The organism is Neobacillus niacini (assembly GCF_000759675.1).
Classification (GTDB): domain Bacteria; phylum Bacillota; class Bacilli; order Bacillales; family Cytobacillaceae; genus Neobacillus; species Neobacillus niacini_A.
Window position 1 is genome coordinate 108,427 of sequence record NZ_BAWM01000018.1, and the last position, 23,523, is coordinate 131,949.

General features: G+C 40.3%; 25 protein-coding genes and 1 pseudogene. 12 read left to right on the forward strand and 14 right to left on the reverse strand.

Annotated features, from left to right (window positions below; all coding sequences use genetic code 11):
* Window positions 1-31 precede the first annotated feature (31 nt).
* Complete coding sequence (locus TR08_RS08715) at window positions 32-943, forward strand: aldo/keto reductase (RefSeq protein ID WP_045517445.1); 912 nt, start codon at window positions 32-34, stop codon at window positions 941-943.
* Window positions 944-964: 21 nt separating this feature from the next.
* On the opposite strand, the gene TR08_RS08720 is transcribed toward TR08_RS08715, so the two are convergent.
* From TR08_RS08720 to TR08_RS08735, 4 genes are all read right to left on the reverse strand, one after another.
* Window positions 965-1,219, reverse strand: coding sequence for a YqkE family protein (locus tag TR08_RS08720; protein ID WP_045517446.1), 255 nt, complete (start codon window positions 1,217-1,219; stop codon window positions 965-967).
* Between the two features lie 89 nt (window positions 1,220-1,308).
* Entirely contained in the window at window positions 1,309-1,965 is a 657-nt protein-coding gene (locus TR08_RS08725) for a CoA transferase subunit B (protein WP_045517448.1), read from the reverse strand.
* A gap of 24 nt (window positions 1,966-1,989) precedes the next feature.
* The gene (locus tag TR08_RS08730; RefSeq protein ID WP_045517450.1) at window positions 1,990-2,679 is read right to left on the reverse strand and encodes a CoA transferase subunit A; all 690 of its coding nucleotides are present in this window, start codon (window positions 2,677-2,679) and stop codon (window positions 1,990-1,992) included.
* Between the two features lie 27 nt (window positions 2,680-2,706).
* Window positions 2,707-3,894, reverse strand: coding sequence for an acetyl-CoA C-acetyltransferase (locus TR08_RS08735; protein WP_045517451.1), 1,188 nt, complete (start codon window positions 3,892-3,894; stop codon window positions 2,707-2,709).
* A 146-nt stretch (window positions 3,895-4,040) separates the two neighbouring features.
* On the opposite strand from TR08_RS08735, the pseudogene TR08_RS08740 reads away from it, so the two are divergent.
* The 3 genes and pseudogenes from TR08_RS08740 to TR08_RS08745 all read left to right on the forward strand — a co-directional run.
* Window positions 4,041-4,381, forward strand: a pseudogene (locus TR08_RS08740) (hydroxymethylglutaryl-CoA lyase); the annotation flags it as partial.
* Between the two features lie 132 nt (window positions 4,382-4,513).
* A complete protein-coding gene (locus TR08_RS32455; protein ID WP_193747704.1) occupies window positions 4,514-4,654 on the forward strand; it encodes a hypothetical protein in 141 nt (46 codons plus the stop codon).
* 104 nt (window positions 4,655-4,758) lie between these two features.
* Window positions 4,759-5,670, forward strand: a complete 912-nt coding sequence (locus TR08_RS08745; RefSeq protein WP_045517452.1) for an alpha/beta hydrolase — start codon at window positions 4,759-4,761, stop codon at window positions 5,668-5,670.
* 78 nt (window positions 5,671-5,748) lie between these two features.
* Here TR08_RS08745 and TR08_RS08750 read toward each other — a convergent pair whose 3' ends face one another.
* Window positions 5,749-6,081: an iron-sulfur cluster biosynthesis family protein gene (locus TR08_RS08750; protein WP_045517453.1), complete on the reverse strand. Its 333-nt coding sequence runs from the start codon at window positions 6,079-6,081 to the stop codon at window positions 5,749-5,751.
* 139 nt (window positions 6,082-6,220) lie between these two features.
* Here TR08_RS08750 and TR08_RS08755 point away from each other — a divergent pair, with 139 nt between their 5' ends.
* Window positions 6,221-6,427, forward strand: a complete 207-nt coding sequence (locus TR08_RS08755; protein ID WP_045517454.1) for a CDGSH iron-sulfur domain-containing protein — start codon at window positions 6,221-6,223, stop codon at window positions 6,425-6,427.
* Window positions 6,428-6,473: 46 nt separating this feature from the next.
* Here TR08_RS08755 and TR08_RS08760 read toward each other — a convergent pair whose 3' ends face one another.
* Together TR08_RS08760 and TR08_RS08765 are read right to left on the reverse strand one after the other, a co-directional pair.
* Window positions 6,474-6,965, reverse strand: coding sequence for a DinB family protein (locus TR08_RS08760; protein ID WP_045517456.1), 492 nt, complete (start codon window positions 6,963-6,965; stop codon window positions 6,474-6,476).
* A gap of 81 nt (window positions 6,966-7,046) precedes the next feature.
* Entirely contained in the window at window positions 7,047-8,240 is a 1,194-nt protein-coding gene (locus TR08_RS08765) for an FAD-dependent monooxygenase (RefSeq protein WP_045517458.1), read from the reverse strand.
* Window positions 8,241-8,481: 241 nt separating this feature from the next.
* On the opposite strand from TR08_RS08765, the gene TR08_RS08770 reads away from it, so the two are divergent.
* A complete protein-coding gene (locus TR08_RS08770; protein ID WP_045517460.1) occupies window positions 8,482-9,432 on the forward strand; it encodes a fumarylacetoacetate hydrolase family protein in 951 nt (316 codons plus the stop codon).
* Between the two features lie 78 nt (window positions 9,433-9,510).
* Window positions 9,511-10,635, forward strand: coding sequence for a cupin domain-containing protein (locus TR08_RS08775; RefSeq protein ID WP_045517462.1), 1,125 nt, complete (start codon window positions 9,511-9,513; stop codon window positions 10,633-10,635).
* Between the two features lie 69 nt (window positions 10,636-10,704).
* On the opposite strand, the gene TR08_RS08780 is transcribed toward TR08_RS08775, so the two are convergent.
* Window positions 10,705-11,040, reverse strand: coding sequence for a YolD-like family protein (locus tag TR08_RS08780; RefSeq protein ID WP_045517464.1), 336 nt, complete (start codon window positions 11,038-11,040; stop codon window positions 10,705-10,707).
* 91 nt (window positions 11,041-11,131) lie between these two features.
* Window positions 11,132-12,391 (reverse strand): Y-family DNA polymerase, encoded by a 1,260-nt coding sequence (locus TR08_RS08785; protein ID WP_045517465.1) that lies wholly within the window; start codon window positions 12,389-12,391, stop codon window positions 11,132-11,134.
* A gap of 290 nt (window positions 12,392-12,681) precedes the next feature.
* Here TR08_RS08785 and TR08_RS08790 point away from each other — a divergent pair, with 290 nt between their 5' ends.
* Entirely contained in the window at window positions 12,682-12,876 is a 195-nt protein-coding gene (locus tag TR08_RS08790; RefSeq protein WP_045517467.1) for a YqzH family protein, read from the forward strand.
* A 38-nt stretch (window positions 12,877-12,914) separates the two neighbouring features.
* Here the strand turns inward: TR08_RS08790 and TR08_RS08795 are convergent, their stop codons facing one another.
* Window positions 12,915-13,712 (reverse strand): SDR family NAD(P)-dependent oxidoreductase, encoded by a 798-nt coding sequence (locus tag TR08_RS08795; protein WP_045517469.1) that lies wholly within the window; start codon window positions 13,710-13,712, stop codon window positions 12,915-12,917.
* A gap of 9 nt (window positions 13,713-13,721) precedes the next feature.
* Complete coding sequence (locus tag TR08_RS08800; protein WP_045517471.1) at window positions 13,722-14,684, reverse strand: MBL fold metallo-hydrolase; 963 nt, start codon at window positions 14,682-14,684, stop codon at window positions 13,722-13,724.
* A 461-nt stretch (window positions 14,685-15,145) separates the two neighbouring features.
* Here TR08_RS08800 and proC point away from each other — a divergent pair, with 461 nt between their 5' ends.
* The 3 genes from proC (at window position 15,146) to namA (ending at window position 18,285) form a co-directional block, all read left to right on the forward strand.
* Entirely contained in the window at window positions 15,146-15,991 is an 846-nt protein-coding gene (proC, locus tag TR08_RS08805) for a pyrroline-5-carboxylate reductase (protein WP_045517473.1), read from the forward strand.
* 59 nt (window positions 15,992-16,050) lie between these two features.
* Window positions 16,051-17,190 (forward strand): glycosyltransferase, encoded by a 1,140-nt coding sequence (locus TR08_RS08810; RefSeq protein ID WP_045517475.1) that lies wholly within the window; start codon window positions 16,051-16,053, stop codon window positions 17,188-17,190.
* Between the two features lie 75 nt (window positions 17,191-17,265).
* A complete protein-coding gene (namA, locus tag TR08_RS08815) occupies window positions 17,266-18,285 on the forward strand; it encodes an NADPH dehydrogenase NamA (protein ID WP_045517477.1) in 1,020 nt (339 codons plus the stop codon).
* 121 nt (window positions 18,286-18,406) lie between these two features.
* Here the strand turns inward: namA and rnz are convergent, their stop codons facing one another.
* A complete protein-coding gene (rnz, locus tag TR08_RS08820; protein ID WP_045517478.1) occupies window positions 18,407-19,330 on the reverse strand; it encodes a ribonuclease Z in 924 nt (307 codons plus the stop codon).
* Between the two features lie 195 nt (window positions 19,331-19,525).
* Here rnz and zwf point away from each other — a divergent pair, with 195 nt between their 5' ends.
* Window positions 19,526-20,995 carry a glucose-6-phosphate dehydrogenase gene (zwf, locus tag TR08_RS08825; RefSeq protein ID WP_238579111.1) on the forward strand — a complete coding sequence of 490 codons (1,470 nt, stop codon included), beginning with the start codon at window positions 19,526-19,528 and terminating at the stop codon, window positions 20,993-20,995.
* 45 nt (window positions 20,996-21,040) lie between these two features.
* Here zwf and TR08_RS08830 read toward each other — a convergent pair whose 3' ends face one another.
* Together TR08_RS08830 and TR08_RS08835 are read right to left on the reverse strand one after the other, a co-directional pair.
* Window positions 21,041-22,318: a DNA polymerase IV gene (locus TR08_RS08830; RefSeq protein ID WP_045517480.1), complete on the reverse strand. Its 1,278-nt coding sequence runs from the start codon at window positions 22,316-22,318 to the stop codon at window positions 21,041-21,043.
* A 79-nt stretch (window positions 22,319-22,397) separates the two neighbouring features.
* Window positions 22,398-23,519, reverse strand: a complete 1,122-nt coding sequence (locus tag TR08_RS08835; RefSeq protein WP_045517482.1) for a tripeptidase T — start codon at window positions 23,517-23,519, stop codon at window positions 22,398-22,400.
* Window positions 23,520-23,523: the final 4 nt, after the last annotated feature.

Below are 23,523 nucleotides of genomic sequence, written 5' to 3' on the forward strand. Positions count from 1 at the left end.
AAAATTATATAAAAGAACGGGGTGATCTATTTTGAATAAAAGAAAACTGGGAAACTCAGATTTATGGGTTACTGAATTAGGCTTAGGCTGCATGTCGATTGGCACTGAGGAGAAAACAGCTAGAGAGATTATTGAGACCGCGCTAGATGAGGGAATCAATTATTTTGATACTGCTGATTTGTATGATTTTGGAGAAAATGAAAAAATCGTCGGGGCTGCATTAAAGGAAGTACGTGAAAAGGTATTTATTGCGACAAAGGTTGGAAATCGTTGGAAATCAGATCGGACAGGCTGGTCATGGGATCCGTCCAAATCGTACATTAAGGAAGCAGTCAAACAAAGTTTGAAACGACTAAACACTGATTATATTGATTTATATCAGCTGCATGGCGGGACAATCGAAGATTCGATTGATGAAACGATAGAGGCATTTGAAGAATTAAAATCAGAGGGCTTTATCCGCTATTATGGAATTTCATCAATTCGTCCTAATGTCATTCGTGAGTATGTAAAGAAGTCCCATCTTGTTTCTGTCATGATGCAATATAGTATATTAGACCGTCGTCCAGAAGAAGAGGTATTGCCTATGCTGCATGAACATGGAATTAGCGCAGTAACCCGCGGCCCTCTCGCAAAAGGACTACTAAGTGATAAAATGTTAGAAAAGGTGTCACAAAAAGGATATCAAGACTATAGTCAGAAAGAGTTGCTTGATGTGTTACCTGCCCTAAAGGACAAGCTGGCAGCGGACCGTTCTTTTACTGAAATAGCGCTACAATATAATTTGGCACACCCTGCTGTTGCCACGGTCATCGCCGGAGCTAGCAGTCCTGAACAAGTAAGAAGCAATGCCAGGTCGGTTAGAAGCCAACCCTTGACCGAAGAAGAAATTACCATTATTAAAGAGACTTCAAAGGCTGAAACATATATAGAACATCGTTAAAACAGGAGACCATTTGGCCTCCTATTTAAATTCCTTCCAGTTCATTCCGCTCTCGTTTAGCAGCTCTTCAAATGATTTATTTTTTTCCTTTAAGCGGCGTTCTTCTCGTTTCCGTTTCTCTTCTTCTTCTTTCTTACGCTCTTCTGCTGCCTTCAGCTGATCCTGCTGTTCTTTTAGCTGCTTAATTAATTCAGGATTGATCATATCTTTAAGCGTTACCGCTGTTTCTTCTTTTTTTGGTTTAGTTTGATTTTTTTGTTTCAATTTCTTTTTCATCCTAAATCCCCCATAATCATCATTTCATATGTATTATAGCATTTTTGATAGAAAAAGCAGGCTGTTCTGTTAATCAGCCTGCCACACTTTTAATATGCTTCCACTACCACGTTTTCGTCTACTTCCAATGAAGCCTCTGTCGAGTTTATTACATCCCCGACAGTAAACCCTTTTGCTACTTCAACTAATTTTAGACCAGTATCCGTTACATCCATTACCGCCCGCTCGGTAATAATTCGATGAACCACACCTTTGCCCGTTAATGGCAGTGTGCATTGTTTTAATATTTTCGATTCGCCGCGCTTGTTGACATGCTCCATGATGACAATGATTTTTCGAGCCCCATGGACAAGATCCATGGCTCCACCCATTCCTTTTATCATTTTACCTGGTATCATCCAGTTTGCGAGGTCTCCAGTTTCAGAAACCTCCATGCCTCCAAGGATAGCCACATTGATGTGTCCGCCACGAATCATTGCAAAGGATTCAGCACTATCAAAATAGGATGCACCACTAATGGCTGTTACTGTTTCTTTTCCAGCATTGATTAAATCAGGGTCAACCTCTTCCTCGGTTGGATAGGGGCCAATCCCAAGCAGGCCATTTTCCGATTGCAGGACAACCTGCTTATTTTCAGATATATAATTAGCTACCAGCGTAGGCATCCCGATTCCTAAGTTCACATAAAAACCGTCTTCGATTTCTTTCTCTGCCCTTATTGCAATTCTCTCTCTAACAGAGACCATTGGACTCTCTCTCCCTTCATAAATCTATTTTCTAATGGTCATTCGCTCGATCCTTTTTTCCTGTTTACCTTCAATAATCATCTGAATGTACACACTCGGTGTGTGAATAAAATTAGGATCAAGTTCTCCGATTTCATAGAGGTTCTCTACTTCGGCAATTGTTACTTTTCCTGCTGCCGCTATCATCGGATTAAAGTTTCTTGCTGTTTTGTGGTAAACAAGATTCCCCATCTTGTCTCCCTTCCATGCCCTAACAAAACTAAAATCTGCAGTCAACGCTTCCTCTAGCAGGTACTCTCTACCATTAAAGACTTTTGTTTCCTTCCCTTCAGCAATCGGTGTTCCTACACCCGCAGGAGTGTAAAAAGCCGGAATTCCTGCTCCACCAGCCCTAATTTTTTCAGCTAACGTACCTTGTGGTGTTAGTTCTACCTCAAGCTCACCTGCTAGTACCTGTCTTTCAAACTCTTTATTCTCGCCCACATAGGAGCCTATCATTTTTATAATCTGTTTATTTTTTAAAAGTGGTCCAAGACCCCAATCATCGATTCCACAGTTATTGGAGATAACAGTTAAATCCTTTACGCCCTTATCAACCAATGCTTGGATTAGATTTTCAGGAATGCCACACAAACCGAAACCGCCAACCATCAACGTCGCTCCATCTTGAATATCCGCGACTGCTTCCTGGAAGGATGTACTAATTTTCTTCATCGTACTGATTCTCCCCTCATTGTAGGCTTACGCTAGCTCTACGACGGTTGCAACTCCTTGACCGCCGCCAATACAAAGTGTTGCTAATCCCTTTTGGGCATTCCTTCTTTTCATTTCATGAATCAATGTGACGAGAATTCTTGCTCCGCTTGCGCCGATTGGGTGACCAAGTGCAATAGCCCCGCCATTTACATTTAATATTTCTTTATTAAAATGAAGTTCACGGTCAACTGCCAGTGATTGGGCAGCAAACGCCTCATTCGCTTCAATTAACTCAAGGTCTTCTATAGAAATAGACGTTTTTTCCAGAACCTTTCTTACCGCTGGAACCGGTCCGATTCCCATAATGCTTGGGTCAACACCAGCGCTAGCATTCCCTTTAATTGTTACTAAAGGCTTAATCCCTAGTTCGTCAGCTTTTTTCCTGCTCATCACTACTAAAGCTGCTGCTCCATCATTGATTCCTGAAGCATTTCCAGCCGTTACACTGCCATCTTTTTTGAATGCTGGACGTAATCCTGCGAGTTTTTCGGCTGTTGTTCCTTTTTTCGGATATTCATCTGTATCAAAAACAATTGGATCCCCTTTGCGCTGCGGAATAACCACAGGGACAATCTCATCTTTAAATTTACCTGTTTCAATTGCCTTAACAGCCTTCTCCTGACTCCATGCCGAAAATTGGTCCTGTTCTTCTCTTGTAATGGAATATTTATCAGCTAAGTTTTCAGCTGTAACTCCCATATGATATTGGTTAAATACACATGTTAGTCCGTCGCTAGTCAAAGTATCTACTAATTTTTGATCACCCATTTTAAAACCATCACGGGCATTTTTTAATAGATAAGGAGCTTGGCTCATATTTTCCATTCCACCAGCGACAACAATCTCAGCATCTCCTGCTAGAATTGCCTGTGTTGCTAGATGAACAGCTTTTAAACCCGAGCCGCAGACTTTATTGATTGTCATGGATGAAACACTTTCAGGAATTCCCGCTCCTATTGCAGCTTGTCTGGCTGGATTTTGACCAAGTCCTGCTTGCAGAACATTCCCTAAAATGACTTCGTCTACTTGCTCCGGCTTTACGCCAGCTTGTTCGAGCGCTCCTTTGATAACAGTTGCACCTAATTCTTGTGCTGATACATTTTTTAAGCTTCCGTTAAAATTACCTAGTGCAGTACGAACAGCACTAACGATTACTACTTCTGTTTGACTCATTTTTTTCCTCTCCTTTTCACTACTTTTACCTTTACTATTTCTAGTGTGAACAAAGAAAATCCTCTTATTTTGTCAAAATTTCTATTATTCTTGATTTTTAGATTTCAACACCTCTACAATGAAAGTATGAAGATTCAAGGGGGAAAATGGTGTTTAATTTACCTAAAAACGTAACGATTATCGAAGTTGGTCCGCGTGATGAGTTGCAAAACGAAAAGTTATTTGATCCGACTGAAATAAAAAAGAAATTTATTAAGGAATTATAATTGCTGGTCTCCAAGAAATGGAGCTGAGATCGTTTGTTTCTCCAAAATGGGTACCGCAAATGGGCGACGCAGCTGATATTGTAGCTGACTGTCTGGATGTGAATACCAGAAACATTGTCTTAGCACCTAATCGTAAAGGAATTGATCGTGTTTACATGTCTGAATGTAAAGCCGTTGCCTTTTTTGTCGGTGTCTGTAACACCTTTAATCAAAAATATATCTTTCAAGGCAGATTGAAAGCGGCTATTTTAAGCTTCATGCTCAAACGGTATAGTTTTTTCACATGAATAATCAGTCTCCTATATAAGCACCTTATTAAATGAAACCAGTTCGAAGGGAGTCTGAAGATTATCATGAGCCAAAAACGGGATAAAGGCTATAGCCAAAAAGGTAAGGATTATGCAGAATCAGCTGGTGGAGGAAAGCGGATGATTGCTGCCGAGGAACTAGAAAAAGCGCTTCATCCAACGAAGAGACAAAATGCAGAGCAATAAGTTTATTTTAAATTAAGCCGCTAAATGGAGTTAGCGGCTTTTCCTATGATAAAATAAGTGCCAAGATAATTTCCAGATATATCTAACCTTTGGGAGGTGTACTTGTGAGGAAGGCAATGCGAGCTCTTTTAATTTCATTCTTGTTTACATTTTCTTTAGGTTTTTATTTTACAAATCGGCTTATGTATATGAAAAAGAAGGATGAGCAATTTATTGTACAGCGGGAAAAGGAAGCGGGGAGATTTAAACCCGAACATTTCGAATCACTTCCAAAGCGGGAGGTTACTATTGACTCCCCTTTTGGATATCCCATTAAAGCTTTGCTGGTAGAGCCTCACGATTCCATTCGCTATGTCATTATTTCCCATGGTGTGACGGAAACAAAAATTAATTCTATAAAATATATGAATCTTTTCTTAGAGCGCGGATTTAATGCCATCATATACGACCATCGGCGCCACGGAGATTCCGGGGGAAAGACAACCAGCTTTGGGCATTTTGAAAAATTCGATTTAAAGGCTGTTATTGATTGGGTAAAAAAAGAGAAGGGACCGACTCTTACGCTCGGTATTCATGGGGAATCAATGGGGGCAGCTACGATGCTTTTGTACGCAGGTATGCTTGAGGATGGCGCTGACTTTTATATTGCAGACTGTCCGTTCTCTGACTTGAAAGAGCAGCTTTCGTATCAACTTAAAAAAGAATACAAAATGATACCGACACTATTAATTCCCATTGCTGATTTTATTTTGCGTCTTCGTGAAAAATATTCAATCAGGCATGTCTCACCCATTTCGGTCATTGAAAATATTAAACATCCCATTCTATTTATTCACAGCGAGCACGATGATTTTATTCTTCCAACCATGACGAAGGAATTATATGAAAAAAAACAAGGTCCAAAAATGCTTTATCTCGCTGCGAATGGGCGCCATGCCCAGTCATTTAATGAAAATCCGGAAGAGTATCGAAGTGTCCTAGATAAATTTTTGTTAAAATACGTTGAGAATGCATAAATTCTTGAGGCTGTCTCACTTTATTTGCGTTAATCTGAATATATCTGCGTTCCGAAAAAAACAGACTGCCCTTGTAGGTCAGTCTGCTTTTTCTGTCACAACAAAACTCATGAATCCGTTCAAGATTTGCTGTGGGCTTTTTAGTTGAAAGCTATTTGTTGCATTTGAAAAATCAATCGTCATTTTTTCATCAAAGAAAACAGTTTTCGACTTTTCTATATAAACAGTTTGATCATTTGTTTCAAAACTTATATCGTCAGTATCCAATTCCGGTACGAACCACAAGGCAATTACACCACTTACCGCACAACCACAGCCCTCTGTATCCCATTTTAGCTTTAAGTAACCTTCCCGCCCTGCTGTTCTCTGATTAATTTTCTCAGCTGCTGCCGCTGTAATTACAATCTCCATGTTTAAATCTCCCCCTAGTTGGCATACGCTGATTGTATCATAATTTTTTGCAGCTGCTAGAGTATTTGCTCACTTGCATTTTCCTTATATTCATTATATTCTGAAGACAATATATATATTTTTCAAAGGAGTGTCTGGAATGACAAAGGTACAAATTAAAGTAAATGATAATGGTTCACTGCGGATTACCGGTGAGGTGGAATTGCTAGATGGTGCGGGAAATGTGATGGAAACAAAGCCTGCCTTTTCGCTTTGCCGCTGTGGGCTATCCAATAACAAACCTTTTTGCGATGGTTCGCATAAAGGAAAATTTGACTCTCAAGTGCGATTTGTAAAAGAAGATTAATGTCAACAGAAAAGGACTTCCAGTAGGAGAGTCCTTTTTCTTATCCTTATACTTTTTCTAAATGACGTACAATTTGTCCGTAATGTCCAGTTACGTGCTTAACGATTAAATGGTCGACTAAAAAGGACAATGGTTTTCCATCAAAGTTTGGATTATAACTTGGAGCTGTTTTTACTAAATCCTCTTCTTTCACTTTTACAAGAGCTGACTCTACTTTCAGGACTAAGTTTTGTAGTGCAGCTATGGCATCCTCTTTCTTATTTCGAGATACAAGGATTTCATCTACTGCAGCTAAACGACGCACATGTTCATGATTGCGTCCCCATTTTGCACCTGGAACAACTAGCAATGCTTCCAAATCTGCCACCCAAAAATCTACAGCTTCTAAAATATGAGAAACAATTTGCATGGCTGACCATTCATCTTCAGAAGGTTTAACATAAAGTGCCGCCTCTTCCGTATTTTTCAAAACCGCTACAATTTCATCTATACTCTGTTTAAACACTTCCAATTTTTCATTCAATACTACTGTTGCCATAAAATACTGCCTCCTTCAATTCATCTAATACATAAATTTTAAAAATGCGTTAGAGTTAGCTCTAACGCGTTTTTTTGTAAATTAGCAATCTACACGTTGGTAATTTTTCTTGAAATAGCCATATAGGAAATCAACAACATTGTAATCAGTTGGTTTGTGTTGTTCGAAAATAAAGTTGCGAAGTGCAAGTGCAGTTGGATCCTCCGCATGAATAATCTCGCCCCATCTGCGTGCTGATCCTTGTACCATTGCAGAACGTGGGATTCGAATTTCTTGGTATGCTTTAAATGCTTCCTCGTAGGTTTTATGTTCTTTTAATTTCTCACCTAATACAAACGCATCCTCGAGGGCTTGAACGCCGCCTTGAGCTAAATATTGAAGCATTGCATGACCTGAATCTCCTAATAGCGTAATGTTGCCATTTGTCCAATTTTCGATTGGTTCACGGTCATACATCTGCCAACGGAATTGACGGTTAATGTAAGTTAAGGCGTTTTCAACTTTTGGATGACAATTTTCAAAACGACGTGCCATTTCTTCTGGAGTTCCCCAATCTTCAACAGTAGCATCATATGATTTAAATACTACTACTTGGTTGTAAAGCTCTCCGCGACGAACTGGATATTGTACCATGTGCAGGTTTGGTCCAATCCACATGATTACATCATCTAAGTCTAAGTTTGCATTATTTGACACTTCTTCAATTGGAATCGTTCCACGGTAAGCTACATACGCAGAATTCACTGGTTTATCATCAACTAGCTGCTTACGCATGTTTGATTTTACCCCGTCTGCACCAATAACTGCTTCTGCAATAAACGTTTCACCATTTTGGTTAACAATTGTTACAATATCACCATTTTGTTCTGCAGTTTGAATCGTTTGGTTTGTAAAGAATGTGATATTACCGCTTTTTTGACATGCTTCATAAAGAGCTCTGTGTAAGTCAGAGCGATGCAATACGATATAGGGCTGGCCGAATTCGTTTTGGAAACCTTCCCCTAAATCAAGAGTTGCTAATTCTTTTGCAGTATATACATCTTTTAGTACAAGACGTTTTGGTAATACCACATGCTTTAAAATTTCTTCCTTTACACCTAAACGGTCTAAAACTTCTAATGCGTTGGGTGCTAACTGGATCCCTGCACCTACTTCACCAAATTCAGGTGCTTGCTCAAAAATTGCTACTGATTTACCCGTTTCTTGAATTGATAGTGCTGCTGCTAAACCACCGATTCCTCCACCCACTATAATGATATCGCTTACATTAACCATTGACATTTACCCTCCAACCGAGTTATTCTTTCCATAAATAGAGAACGATGTTATCTAATAAGAAAATTTTAAATCATTTTTCAGCATTTCGTCAACATAAAAGTTTTAAAATTTAGAAATTTCTATAAAGAGGATTTTATTTTTCTGAAAACAAATAATATTGACAATATTTTAAAATCTTTTAATATTTTTTATAAATAGTGAACTAGTTTCATAATTAGTGAAATTGAGGAGGACAACAATGAAACTTATTAATTTTACTGCCGCCGGGCATACACGTGCAGGGGCAATCGTTGATAACAAAGTAATCGACTTAAACTATGCTTACCAAGCAGAGTTAAAAACAGAAGGAAAATACCGATACGAAGCAATCGCAAAAGCTTATGTGCCAGATAATACAGATGAGTTATATCAAGGGGGCAATGAGTCGCTGCAACTAGCGCAAAATGCAATCGATTTCATTTTAGCTAATCCTGAAAGCTATGATAAAAAAGTGATTTACAATCTCGAGGAAGTTAAGGTAGAAGCACCAGTCAGGCGTCCAGGCAAAATTATTTGTGTAGGTCACAATTACCGCGAGCACATTTTAGAAATGGGTCGCGAAATCCCCTCGAACCCAGTTATCTTTGCTAAATTTGCTAATACCATTTTAGGGCCAGAGGACGATATCCCACACTATCCAATTTCTGACCAGCTTGACTATGAAGCCGAGTTTACTTTTGTTGTTGGCAAACAAGCACGCAACGTCTCCGAAGAAGATGCATTGGACTATGTAGCAGGTTATACCATTACTAATGACGTAACATATCGTGATATTCAACGACGCACTCTTCAATGGTTACAAGGAAAAACAGTAGATGGCAGCGCACCAATGGGACCATATTTAGTAACTTCCGATGAATTACAAAATCCATCTGGCCTAGATGTTGTACTAAAAGTAAATGGTGAAGTACGTCAAAAAACGAATACTGCCAATCTAGTATTCTCGGTTCCAAAATTAGTAGCTTTCTTATCAAATTTAATGACGTTAGAGCCAGGAGATGTTGTCTTAACAGGAACTCCTGGTGGAGTTGGAGTTGCGATGAATCCTCCGCAATTCTTAAAAGATGGAGACGTAGTTCGAATTGAGATCGACCAAATCGGTGCGCTTGAAAATAAAGTAAAGGCAACAGAAGCGGCAGCCACTGTTTAATTACGAGATACAAGGGGCGAGTAGAAATACACTACTCCCCTTTTCTCTATAAAATTTGAATTGTGAGGAGAATGTGAAATGGCTGAAGTAAATCCAGAAGTTCAAGAGTTTATGAAAAGCTCAATTGTAACCGATTACACCAAAGATATTCAACAATACAACTTAGGACCTCTTTGGGAGGCAATTCCTGCAATTATGCACAAAACGCCAAAGCCTCAAGCACAAGCTTATCTTTGGAGCGATGAATTAATTAAAAAGAAAATGGCCGAAGCAGCTCAAATCTTCACACCAGAACGCGGTGGAGAACGTCGTGCGATTTATTTCCAAAATCCTGGCTTAACTTATCGTGAACCTTGGGGATGGGGATCTACTACTCAAACCATTTATGCAGCTGTTCAAATGTTATTGCCTGGTGAAAAAGCTCCATCTCACCGTCACTCACAAAGTGCATTGCGCTTCATTTCTGAAGGTTCAGGTGCATACACGATCGTACAGGGCAAGCGTATTTTCATGGAAGAAGGCGACTTTTTAATTACTCCAAAGAACTTATGGCATGGGCATGCGCACTTAGGTACAGAGCCTATGTATTGGATGGATGCTTTAGATATTCCTACTATTTACGCAATCGGCGGTACATTCTTTGAACCTTATGAAGACGGTTTACAACAACCAGATATTCCGGATAACTTTACAGAGAGACGTTATCGTGGCGGTATGGTTCGTCCTGTTGGTGATGATAAATTCACAGTTGCTCCGCTTGCTAATTATAAATGGGATCGCACTGTTGAAGGAATTAAAGGCTTGATGGAATTCGATCCAGACCCACAACATGGCTATGCAGTAGAGTACATTAACCCATCTACAGGTAAATCTGCTAACCCGACGCTCGGCACAAGAATGCAGCATTTACCACATGGTTTCAAAACAAAGGCATTACGCCATACACACTCAACCGTTTACCAAGTACACAAAGGTTCAGGTCACACAGTAATTAATGGTATCCGCTTCGATTGGAAAAAAGGCGATTACTACGTTGTTCCAAACTGGGCTTGGTATGAACACTCTGCCTCAGAAGACTCTTACCTATTCTCAGTAAACGATTTACCAATTATGAATCGTTTTGACTTAGAACAAGAGCAATCGTTTAAAGAAAATAACGGTCACCAAAAAATTACTGGTGAATTTAAAGCGGACTTCCGGTAATAGATTGGACCATTTTTTTCAATATATAATAAGAGAGCGAATCCGAATGGAGCCGCTCTTTTTTAATGTTTACACATCCGTTATCCTGATATCCGCAATGGCATCAATAGGAATGCGGTGTACCTCTTCAAAGTGATCGACAATATGAAGCCTTTGCGTCATTTCGTCCCAATAATGGATTTTTCCAATCACGAGCTCATAATTTCGATTTCGATAATGAGTAATGGTAACGAATTGGTCGAATTCGATTGCTTCAGATAAGGTCATATTCATGAGTTCTAGCTGCTGCTCATCCATTTCTTTTTTCACTTCATACTGATCTTCCTTCACCCAATCCCTAAGCAATTTCACATGCTCAGGAAGCATCATCGAAACCCATTTGATCCTTCCACGGTCGCGAATCATCCGACTCCTCCTCCTTCGTTGTCTAGCTCCAGCGCCTAGGGAAAAAAGAGGTTCATTTTTTTCCCTGTTCAAGGCGCTTCTGCTTTTCTTCCTACCTCTTATGTCCTCCAACTAATGTGGCCCGGTGCTTTGCCGTTCCGGCAGCTGTATAGGAAACAGCCCGTAATAAGGAACCTGAACCAAAGCGTCTGCGAACAGAATCAACTACATAGCCAAGCTCCCGCCGCTTTACCGCACCCATGTCAAAAAGATCGAGCTGAAACTCGTGATCATCGACAATATTTCCGATACTAATCGCAATTTGCCTTACCGTCTTACCTGTATAGTGTTCGTGGAATAATTCGAGACAGACACGATAAAGATCCATGGTTACATTTGTTGGCTGCTTGATGGTTCTTGAGCGATGAAAGCCGCCGCCAAGTTCATCTTGGCTATATCCAATGCTAAGGCTGATTGTCCTCCCAGCTTTACGGCGAGATCTCGCTCTTCTGGCCACTTCTTCACACATTTCTAAAATCACATGCTTTATTTCTTCTTCCTCTTTATAATCTCTTAAAAGAATTTGGCTTTTTCCAAAGCTGATTTGCCCCTCAATCAGAGGTGCTCCCAAGTCTGAAAGATCTACTCCCCATGCATGATGATATAGCTGATTGCCCATGATTCCGAATTTCTTTTCCAGCGCTTCTAAATCATATCGAGCCAGCTGACCAACCGTGAAAATGCCCATTCCATTTAGTGTTTTTTCAACACGCCTGCCGATTCCCCACATTTCTCTTAGTGGTGAAACGTTCCAAAGCTTCGTCTGGACGTCCTCATACTTCCATTCGGCGATTCCGTGCTTCTTTGCTTCAAGATCGAGGCAAAGCTTCGACAGTAACATATTAGGACCAATTCCGACCGCACAGGGAAGCTGGAATTCACGTTCAATATCATCCTTTATTTTTGCTGCAATCGTAAAAGCGTCCCCCCACAAACGAAGTGCTCCATCCACCTTGATAAAACTTTCATCAACACTATACGTGTGGATGGCTTCCTTTGGCACATAACGATTAAACACGCGGGTAATTTCAGTAGAAATACGCAAATAAGTTGCCATTTTCGGCTCAACTACTCGGATACGGGGATCATCGGGAATCTCAAATAGCCTGGAACCTGTTTTAATTCCAAATTCTTTCTTCAAACGCGGTGAAGCGGCAAGCACAACACTTCCATTTCGTTCTTTGTTACCAGCCACAGCTAGATAGCAAGTCAAGGGATCAAGACCAAGCATGACAGCGGAACAGCTTGCATAAAAGCTCTTCATGTCTACGCATAAAATTTGATTGTGCGGTAACGTGTTGTAATCAACCATGACTTTTCCTCCCAATTCGAAAAGCGTAGGGCGCCCGCCCATCGGCGACAAGCGTAAGACGAGCCGGCATGAAGGTTGCTCTTTAACCTTCTTGACGGATTGGCTTACGACCTCGAGCCGATGGCGCCCGGAGCTAGACACATTAAATATCGAACGTTTGTTCCTTATATTATATACATATCTTACGCGAATATACGTTCGTATTCAATGGGAATTTTTTGACAGGTTTCATGGTTATGGTTATTTTTCTGGAGAAAAAAACGGTATAATGGTGAATGAGGTGCACGCACATGGAGAAAAAATTGATAGTCAAAATGATAAAAAATTGCTTTAAACAATATTATTCCGAAGTGGATTCACTGCCAATGAGCAGTGAAGATTTAGAGGAACTTGCGGATCGGATTATTCAAATAAAAGTAGAACAGCCAACTGTAGATTTATACGAGGCTGTTAATGATACAGTCTACGAATTTTTAACAGGATGAAAGCATTTAATGAAAACAAAAAACCGCTAAGTGCGGTTTTATTTTTTGTTAAACGCTTTTTTTCCAATGCGCTCAAAAAGTCTCGGAAAGAGAACATAAACGACGCTGCCCATGTTCATCCAGCGCGGTAGATTGATTTCTCTTGTTTTCGTAAGCATACTGTCAACAACTTTCCGAGCGACATATTCAGGCTGAAGCATAAACTTTTTAACATTTTTAACATACGTACCTTTTTCATCAGCGATGTTAAAAAAGTTCGTTGCAATGGGTCCAGGATTCACAGATGTTACTAGAACATTATAATCACTAAGCTCCATTCTAAGTGAATTGGTGTAGCCGAGAACAGCATGCTTGGTAGCCGAATAAACACTTGATTTTGGCGTAGCGATTTTTCCCGCCTGGGAGGCAATATTAATAATATGACCGAAACGGCGTTCGCGCATTTTAGGAAGCACCATACTTGTACACGCCATCAGTCCGACAACATTGACATCAAACATCCCTTTAATTTCCACCATAGTTGCTTCATGAGCTTCACGGAAAACACCGAAACCAGCGTTGTTCACAAGTATGTCAATATGGTCAATATTCTCTATAATATCGCTAAAAACTGCCTTCACTTTTTCCGTATCAGAGACATCTAGTTGATAGACATCAACCCTAACTTGATGCTTTTGCTGCAATTCCGTTTGCAGCTGTTTCAGCTTTTCAATGCTGCGTGCTATTAACACAAGATTCGCGCCACTTTCGGCACAAAGCCTTGTAATTTCAGCACCTATTCCCCCGGATGCACCGGTAATAACAATATTTTTACCCTTAAGTAGTTCCCTTGCCATATACACACCTCACCGAGCTTGATAAAGGACAGGTCGATGACCCTCACTACTACTAATCTCGCCGATAGAGGCTAAATAGTCAAGCTGCCCCACTGTTTCCGATATCGTTAACTTCAATTCACGCTTGTAAGCAGCCGGAAAAAGCCGCTTGCAAAGTTCAAAAACAGTTTGCTGCTCTTCTTTAAGCCAATTATTGACCTTCATCGCCCGTTCGTGTTGGTGAAGCAATCTTTTTTCGACCAGCTCTTTTAATTGGAAGACTTCCTCGCCATGTCCTGTGTAAACAAACTGAATCGGATAAGACAACAGCTTTTTCATCGAATGATTGTGCTGCAGCTGCGGCTTTGGTCTTTCTTTTTCGCCTGGTGCTGGTGTCTCAAGGAATGGATTGGGTGAGATATGTGCAAGAATCAAATCCCCTCCAATTAGAATCCCATCTCTTTCTCGAAATAGAGCAATTTGACTCTGGGCATGGCCAGGTGTCTCAATAACCGTCCATTCACTTAACCCCGGCGGGACCATCCCTTCAACCAGTCCTCCAGTCAATGAGCGGTTACAGGAATACCTGAATGCAAGTCTTATATTTAAAAGAGAAGGAAAATATTCTGCTGGGATTCCAAAGTCAAGAAATTGTCTGCGAAAAAAATCCTCTTGTTCTTGAAAAAAAAACTCCGTTGGTTTAATCCATCGTTCATTCAGCGGATGACCGTAGACCTCTACCTTATCCGATAAAAAATCAAGCATCCCAACATGATCAGCATGGTGATGGGTAATAATCACCTGTTCAATATCATCCGGGCTTAATTGTAATTGAGACAACTGGGCCTTAAATGCAATCCATGACTCCTTTGTTTTTACACCACAATCAACAAGTGTCAGCCTTTCCCCTTTTATTAAGTAAACATTAACGTCCCCGACTGCATAAGGAGTCGGCAAAATTATTTTTGCGATACCGTCTTTCCATTTTGCCATTCAAAAAAACTCCAATCGTTATTTTTAAATAGAATGTGAACATTTTTTGACAATTATTTATAAAGTAAGTGTAACGATTTCCTTGCCAATTGTCAGTATTTTTGCATAATAAATAAAAAATTCAGATTTTTATTCCTTGACAGACAGGCTGTTTATCTTGCATAATCACTAGTAAAATTTGATTCGTAAATTGCGATGATTAAGACCAGTAAATGAAAAATGGCGAAAGAGAGTGAAGCTCACCGGCTGAAAGGCTTCACAGTCCTCTTTATCATTGAACCTACCTTATGAGCACTTAGGAAAACCTAACGTAAATCCGGCGTTATCGGAGTCGAGTGAACCCTGACTGTATTTTTTAGTTTGGGGTAAATGAAGGTGGTACCGCGGAAGATAGACCTTTCGTCCTTTTTGGATGAGGGGTCTTTTTGTATTTTATTAAGAATTTGGAGGGAGAAATATTCATGAAAAAATTAGCATTTATCGGTGCAGGTTCGATGGCTGAGGCATTTATTTCAGGAATTCTTGAAAATAGTTTGATTGATAGAAAGAATGTTTGGGTTACGAACAACTCAAATGCAGAGAGGCTGAAGAAGCTAAGTGATACGTATGGAGTCCGTACTACCTACGATTTAAACGAATTGTTTTCAGGAGCTGAAATTGTCATATTATCGATGAAACCAAAGGATGCGGCAACCGCCATTCAATATATACGTGAATATTTAACTGAAAAAATGCTAGTTGTTTCGGTATTAGCTGGTGTGTCCATGAGTACCATCGAAACATTAGCAAGATTACCGATTGCCATTGTAAGAGCAATGCCAAATACATCAGCAGCTGTTGGAAAATCAGCCACTGCTATTGCCGTAAATGAACGTGTTACACCTGAACAAATTGAATTAATGAAAAATCTTTTTAGAACGGTCGGCTTGACTTCTTTTGTGGAGGAGGAGCAGCTTGACGCCGTAACAGGACTCTCAGGCAGCGGTCCTGCATATATTTATTACCTTATTGAAGCAATGGAAAAAAGTGCCGTTGAGGTTGGGCTCGATAAGGAAATGGCGAGTGAACTAATCGTGCAAACGTTAATTGGGGCAGCAGAAATGGTGAAAAACTCCACAAAATCATCTGAACAGTTACGAAGAGATGTAACAAGCCCAGGTGGTACAACAGAGGCTGGGGTCAAGGTACTTGAAGAACATCAAGTCCAGGAAGCGTTCATTTCTTGTATCAAGGCTGCAACCGCCCAATCAAAAAAAATGGGAGCTGCCTTACGTTCACAGTTAGAAGTCACAGAACCAACTTCCTAATTTGGATGATTGACTCTATTCATTTAAACTAGGTAAAAAAAGCCTAGGAAGTGTACAAAATGCTAACACTTTTATTTTCAATTGGTATCCTTGTCTGGACTGTTTTTCTCATAGACGGATTAATGGGTTTACGGAAAATTGACTCTTTAGAAGTTGAAGATAGCTTAGAGAATGGGTCATTGTTATCCGTCATTGTTGCCGCCCGCAATGAAGAAAATCAAATTAGAGACAGTATCTTCAGTCAGTTAGCGCAAACTTACAGAAACGTTGAATGGATTCTCGTCAATGATCGGTCAACCGATACCACCGGGCTGATGATGGAAGAATTAAAAAAGGAAGATCGGCGAATTTCCGTTATTCATATAGAAGAATTGCCTGAAGGCTGGCTTGGAAAAAATAATGCCTTATACCAAGGGTTCCTTAAAGCTTCTGGAAAATGGCTATTGTTTACCGATGCGGATGTAAAGTTTGAAAAAGAGGCATTTGCAAAGGCGCTTCATTATTTTGACAGGCATGAGCTAGACCATTTAACAGCTGCACCAAACTTGAGCGCGAAAAAGTTTTGGTTAAAATCATTTGTCGCCTTTTTTCTATTTGGATTTTCATATTTTAAACGACCTTGGGCAGCCAATAACCCAAAGTCAAAAATTGGGACTGGAATTGGCGCCTTTAACCTCATTTCGAAGGAGGCGTATGAGGAGTTCGGAACACATGAGAAGGTGAAAATGAGGCCGGATGACGACCTGCAGCTTGGAATGAGAATGAAACAAGCAGGTTATCGTCAAAGGATTGTTACGGCACTTAGGCTGATTGAGGTAGAATGGTATGGGAGTTTACGGGAGGCGTTTGTCGGACTAGAGAAGAATACTTTTGCCGGATTACATTACCGGGTAAGTATGGTGTTCTTTGCGATATTCGGTGTATTTATTACCAATGTCCTGCCCTTTATTACGATATTTTCTTCTAATAAAATAGTTGCCCTACTAAGCTTAGGAAATATTTTATTAAGCGGAATTCACTACGTAATGGTCATCAAAAAAATGACTATCTTCTCCCCTGCTATGTTTCTAGTATTGCCTGTAACAGCTCTACTATTTATCTATTCCATCATCCGTGCCAGCTATTTAACCTATAAACGCGGGGGTATTATGTGGAGAGGTACCCTATACAAATTAAGAGAATTAAGAGATAAAGAGTAAAGCACTTTTTTTAAATAAATGAATGCCTTTTGCTATACTAAAGTGGGATTAGTATATAAAAAAGGAGGACCCATTATGTCTGAAAAATTATTTTCGCCTTTTACGATTAAGGATGTTACGCTGAAAAATCGCATTGTGATGGCGCCGATGTGCATGTATTCCAGTCATAACGAAGACGGGCACGTTGAAAACTGGCACCGCACGCATTATACAAGCCGAGCTGTTGGTCAAGTTGGACTGATTATCGTGGAAGCAACTGCGGTAACTCCACAGGGCAGGATTTCACCAAGGGACCTAGGGATTTGGAGTGATGACCACATTGAAGGATTCACAGAACTCGTCAACTTGATGAAGGAGAATGGTGCTAAAACGGGTATCCAGCTTGCCCATGCAGGTAGAAAGGCAGTCCTAGCTGGTGAAATCATCGCCCCTTCCGCTTTAGCTTTTAATGAAAAAATGAAAACTCCTAAAGAAATGACCAAAGAAGAAATTGCCGAGACGGTTGAGGCTTTTAAAAATGGTGCTGAGCGGACCGCAAAGGCTGGCTTTGATGTCATTGAAATCCATGGTGCACATGGCTATTTAATTAATGAATTCCTCTCTCCTCTATCAAATAAAAGAACTGATGAATACGGCGGATCTGCTGAGAATCGTTACCGCTTCCTGCGTGAGGTGATTGAAGCAATCAAAACAGTCTGGGATGGCGTGCTATTTGTGCGGGTTTCTGCTCATGACTATCATGAAGATGGATTAACACCGCTTGATTATGTGTTTTTCAGTCAATGGATGAAGGAACAAGGTGTGGATTTAATTGATGTCAGCTCAGGAGCAGTCGTACCGGCAAACATTAATGTATATCCTGGCTATCAAGTTCCATACTCAGAAACGATTAGAAATGGTGCCGATATTTCTACCGGAGCAGTAGGATTAATTACAACTGGTATCCAAGCGGAGGAAATCCTTCAAAATGAGCGTGCTGATTTAGTATTTGTGGCACGCGAATTATTACGTGATCCCTACTGGCCTAGAACAGCAGCCAAAGAATTAGGTGTAACGATTGAAGGACCAAAACAATACGAGCGTGGCTGGATTTAATGAGTAAAAGACGGCTTTTTGGCCGTCCTTTTATTTAACTTTTAGGCATCGCTGATATATTTGATTTATCGCGGATATATCGAATTTATCGCTGATATATTTTGATTTTACACAAAATTATTTATTTACTCGGGATGTTTATTTCTTTAAAGTCTTCAGCAATATCTGTATTCACAAAGATTTCTTGTGCTTCCGCGACTAGTTCACGCCAGGCTTGACGGTCGTAGCGTGAGCTGATGTGGGTCAAACAGAGCTGTTTACTTCCAGATAGTTTCGCCACCTTTGCAGCCTGTTGGGTGGTCGAGTGGAAATAATCGTAGGCAAGCTTCTCTTCCCCTTTTGAAAAGGTTGCTTCATGGATTAACAGATCTGCATCCCGGGCTAATAAAATCGCGTTTTCACAGTATCTTGTATCTCCAAGTAATGTTAGAATCCGTCCCTTTTGATCCGGACCTAGAAAATCTGCCGGTACGATGAAGGTTCCATCATCAAGTGTAACAGTTTCGCCTTCTTTAATTTTTCGGAATATCGGTCCTGGCTGTACTCCCGCCTCGACAAGCTTATCCGCTAAAAGCGTCCCTGGTTTGTCCTTCTCGACAATCCGATACCCATATGAAGGAATACCGTGGTCTAACAGTCGTGCTTCTACAGTAAACTGTTCATCTTCAAAAATAACCCCTTGGTCAATTTCTACGATCTTCAGTGGGTATTTTAAATAGGTTTGGCTGACTGAAAGGCTAATCGTGATATATTCTTTCAGTCCTTTTGGTCCATAGACAATCACTTCCGATTCGCCGCCTTGAAAAGAACGGCTCGCTAACAACCCTGGAAGACCGTAAATGTGATCACCATGAAGGTGGGTAATGAAAATTTTCTCGATTCTACGGGGTTTTATCGATGTATGTAAAATTTGATGCTGTGTCGCTTCACCGGCATCGAACAACCAAATGGATCCTCGTTCTTCAAGTAATTTTAAGGCGATTGAAGTAACATTTCGGAGCTTAGCTGGAATTCCAGCACCCGTTCCTAAAAAAAATATGTCCAAAATAACCCCTCCTTTCTGAATAATGTTATAAATAATATAGCATATCGCTTGCACAAATGCCCTCTGGCGTTTATCCTCTTTTAAAGGAATTGATTTGAATACATGCTTCAGTCGATTTTTGCTAAATCTAAAATTGAATACATATAAGGAGAGGTAATTACTGTGGAACAATCTAGAAATATGACTTCATTAATCATGATATTTGGTGCAACAGGAGATTTAGCTATTCGAAAGCTCTTTCCCTCCCTTTACCGCTTGTTCCAAAAAGGAAAGTTAGATAAATTTGCAGTCATTGGCGTAGCAAGAAGACCATTATCCACTGAAGATTTTCAAAATTCCGTGAAGGACTCTGTTTTAAGCGCACTAGGAAAAAAGGATCAGATTGATGAGTTTATTTCTCATTTTTACTATCAATCACACGATGTAGCAGATTCTAGCTCCTATTTAGCGCTAAAAAATTTAGCAGAGCAAATCGATGAGAAATACGAGCTAGAAGGAAATCGTATTTTCTATCTAGCAATGGCTCCTGAATTTTTTGGTCCGATCGCCCTCCATTTAAAATCTGATGGATTGACGGAAGTAAAAGGCTACAAACGACTTGTAATTGAAAAACCATTTGGACATGATTTAGAATCGGCAAAAGTGTTAAACAAACAAATTCGTAAGGCTTTTTCAGAAAGCGAAGTCTATCGGATTGATCACTATCTAGGTAAAGAAATGGTTCGGAATATCGAGGTTATTCGTTTTGCCAATGCCCTTTTTGAACCACTGTGGAATAACCGTTATATCTCTAATATTCAAATTACCTCCAGCGAGATTCTTGGAGTGGAAGAACGGGGCCGCTATTATGAAACAAGCGGGGCTCTCCGGGATATGGTTCAAAACCATATGATGCAAATGGTAGCATTACTTGCGATGGAACCACCGATTAAGTTAACGACGGATGAGGTTCGTTCTGAAAAAGTCAGAGTGTTTCGTTCATTGAGAATGATAACTGGTGATAAAATAGATAAATACTTTGTTCGCGGACAATATGGATCTGGTATGGTCGAGGATCAACAGGTTCCTGAATACCGCGCAGAACCAATGGTGGACAAAGAGTCAAACACAGAAACCTTCGTAGCCGGTAAGATTATGATTGATAATTTCCGCTGGGCTGGTGTACCATTTTATATCCGTACTGGAAAACGAATGACGACAAAATCAACTAAGATTGTTGTACAATTTAAAGATATTCCGATGAATCTTTATTATCAGCCTGAGAAGCTGTTGAATCCGAATCTGCTTGTGATTCATATCCAGCCAGAGGAAGGAATTACACTTCATCTTAACGCTAAAAAAGCTGGTGGACATCTCGACGCCCAGGAGGTCAAACTAAGTTTTGCTAATACAGGAATTCATGCAATGAACACTCCTGAAGGGTATGAAAAACTCCTATATGATTGCATGCGCGGTGATGCAACCAACTTTACTCACTGGGATGAAGTAGCCTATTCTTGGGCCTTTGTCGATAATATTTCTACAGTATGGGAAAAAACGAAAGCCGAAAACTATCCAAATTATGAATCTGGTTCAATGGGACCGAAAGCTGCGGATGAGCTATTAGAAAAAGACGGATTTTTCTGGTGGCCTGTAACGGATTTAGATGTAGATATCTGCAAATAGTACAAAAAAGCTCCGCTGTTGTTTATAAAACAATGGCGGAGCTTTTTAATCATCCTCCTTCTTTTTTTGTGGAAAGGTGCGCAGGAAATCTTTATTAAAACTTGTTCCCGTTCCAACGTTATGAGCATTATTGACTTTTCGAATGCCGGCATTTTCAATGATATTTTTTCCATATTTATCACGTAAAGTGGAAAGGGTTTTGAGTAACGGTTCTTTTTTTGCATCATTTTCAAATGAAAATAAATCAAGCTGTTTAAAGGCTAAATCCTGCTCTACTAAATCATAGCCTGTAATGCCTAATAAACGGACAGGGTCACCATTCCAGTGCTTAAGGAAAATTTGCTTCGCAAGCGAAGCGATGTCCTCTTTATGTTGAATGGGGTTGGAAAGTTTCTTACTCCGAGTAATTGTTTTTCGATCTTTAAAACGGATTGTAATGCCCAGCGTTGTTGCTAGGACATTCTTTCGCTTTAACCTTACAGAAACCGTTTCTGCCAATGATTCCAATACCCGATATAGTTCTTGTTGATTGCTCGTATCCTTTGGCAGTGTCGTTGAATTTCCAATACTTTTAAAATCAGAAACCGACTCAGGATCGACTGGTCTAGTATCTACGCCGTTTGCCCTTTCCTTGATGCGAATTCCATTAATGCCAAGCAGTGATTTAAGCTGTATCTCATTGCCGGCGGCTAACTCTCCAATGGTAAGAATGCCAATTGTCGTTAACTTTTCAGCAGTCTTTTTACCAACACCATGCATCTCACTCGTGCTTAACGGCCACAAAATGGAAGGGATATCACGCTTTCGCAGAATTGTTATCCCCATTGGTTTCTTCATATCAGAAGCAGTTTTTGCCAAAAATTTATTGGGTGCAATCCCAATGCTGCACGGCAGATCAAGCTGTTCGAGAACTCTTGTTTGAATACTTTTGGCAATTTCAATTGGACTTCCTAGTTCAAAGGAATCACTAATGTCCATATACCCTTCATCAATGGATACGGGTTCCACCAGCTCTGTATAATTCCTGAGAATCTCAAACATGGCGATAGACGCAGTCCGGTACCGTTCAAAATTGGGTTTCCTAATAATTAACTGCGGACAGAGCTTCTTTGCTTCCCACAGAGGCATGGTAGTTTTGACTCCAAATTTTCTAGCTTCATAGCTGCAGGTAATAATAATCCCCCGCCGTTCCTCCACGTTTCCGGCAATCGCAACTGGCTTCCCCTTCAATTCTGGATCATAAGCCATTTCCACTGAGGCGTAAAAGCTATTCATATCAACATGCAGAATGACTCTTCCCTTTCTCGGATACATTTCCTTCATACACGACACTTCTCCTAAAAACAATGGTATCTCTAGTATAGCAAAAAGGAGAACCAGATGGCTCTCCTCTTACGTATCCTTATTGATTTGTAACCTCTTCAATAATGGCTATAGTCATTTCTGCAAGCTTGTTTAATTCTTCAATCGGCATACGTTCATTTGTGGTATGAATATCTTCGTAACCAACTGCTAAGTTCACGGTTGGAATGTTAAAGCCAGCTATGACATTGGCATCGCTTCCGCCGCCGCTATGCTGTAATTCACAACTGCGGCCAATTTTCGCTGCCGCTTTACGTGCGATTTCTACAACTTGGTCACCTTCCCCAAATTTAAAGCCTGGGTACATGATCTCAATTTCCACTTCTGCTCTTCCGCCCATTTCAGCTGCCACTGTTTCAAAGGCGTCTTTCATCTTGGCAGCTTGTGCCTCCATTTTTTCAGCAATGAGTGAACGGGCTTCTGCTAGAATATCAACACGGTCACAAACGATATTCGTTGCAGAGCCACCCTCGAAGCGGCCGATATTTGCCGTTGTTTCTGAGTCAATTCTGCCTAATGGCATTCTCGCAATTGATTTAGCTGCTATCGTAATCGCAGAAACTCCTTTTTCTGGAGCCACACCTGCATGAGCTGTTTTTCCGTAAATAACCGCTTTTATCTTAGCCTGGGTAGGAGCGGCCACAACGATATTTCCAACTAAACCATCACTGTCTAATGCATAGCCATACTTTGCTTTCAATAAAGAAGAATCAAGGGCTTTAGCACCTACGAGACCAGATTCTTCTCCTACCGTAATGACAAATTGGATTTGTCCATGAGGAATATTTTGTTCTTTTAAGACACGAATGGTTTCAAGCATGACGGATAAACCCGTTTTATCATCAGCTCCCAAAATCGTCGTTCCATCTGTAACGACATAACCGTCTTTAATAGATGGCTTAACACCTCTTGCAGGAACGACTGTATCCATATGGGAAGTGAAGTAAATTGGATCTACGCCATCTTTAGTGGCAGCAAGTGTACAAACTAAGTTACCGGCACCATGTCCTGTTACAGCCGTTGTATCGTCTTCAAAAACGTCAAGACCTAAATCTGTAAACTTCTGTTTTAAAACCTTCGCAATTTCTGTTTCGTATTTTGTTTCGGAATCAATTTGTACAAGCTCTAAAAATTCTTTCAAAAGACGTTCATGATTAATCATCTGA